1 pseudogene is annotated in these 723 nt (G+C 55.5%); it reads right to left on the bottom strand.

The window, feature by feature from the left end:
* Nucleotides 1–526: 526 nt before the first annotated feature.
* A pseudogene (locus AC1DYI_RS37545) lies at nt 527–723 on the bottom strand (IS30 family transposase); the annotation flags it as partial.

The raw sequence follows: 723 nt of genomic DNA, 5'->3' as shown, positions 1-723 counted from the left end.
GCCTAACGTTCGACGTAAGGGGCGGATTGCGGCTTGCCGCAAGACGTCCCCTTGACGGAGGGGTTAGGCCATTTGAAAGTGGCTAGGGCTCTCGTACGCTATGCCCCTTTGAAGAGCTCAATACATAGCGCAAGAATCAGCTTTGCGGGCGCACATTTTGCGTCAAACGTGGCCCACGCAGATGGTGCCTTGCTACCCGACAGGCGCATGTTGTTGCACGACCAGCAGATGTTGGCACTGAAGACGACCTCTCCGTTGTTGTGCAGATCAACTGCAAAACCAGGTATGTGACAACGTGCTTGCTCATCTTCGGTGAGGGAGGCAAGAGCGCTCACTATCCTCCGCGCATGATCCGGCGAACAGACGACTCGTCCAACGGTTGGAAATTCGTCATTCGACCGATCCAATTGCCGGACCACCACCTGATCGAATTCAATGTCGGAAAATCCGGGTATAGAACGATTCGGGTTCATAGTAAGGCTTCGGGGTGTTGGAGCAGCCGGTGGGGTACGGTGGGGAGGCCGACTCAAGGATGAAGTGCAACACCAGCGATGTCGGTGACTTTGAGTTGAGAGAAGACTTCGTGTGGAGTGCGGAAGCCGAGGATCTTGCGAGGAGTGTTGTTGAGGACGAACTCGAGGTTGCGCAGATCTTTGTCGGTAAGGGGCGAGAGGTCAAGGCCCTTGGGGAGGAACTCACGGATGATGCCATTAGCGTTCTCGT

Source organism: Ideonella sp. P3_A4 (genome assembly GCF_056403075.1).
Note: the sequence above shows the minus strand (reverse complement) of the source record. Positions and strands in the feature narration are given on the sequence as shown.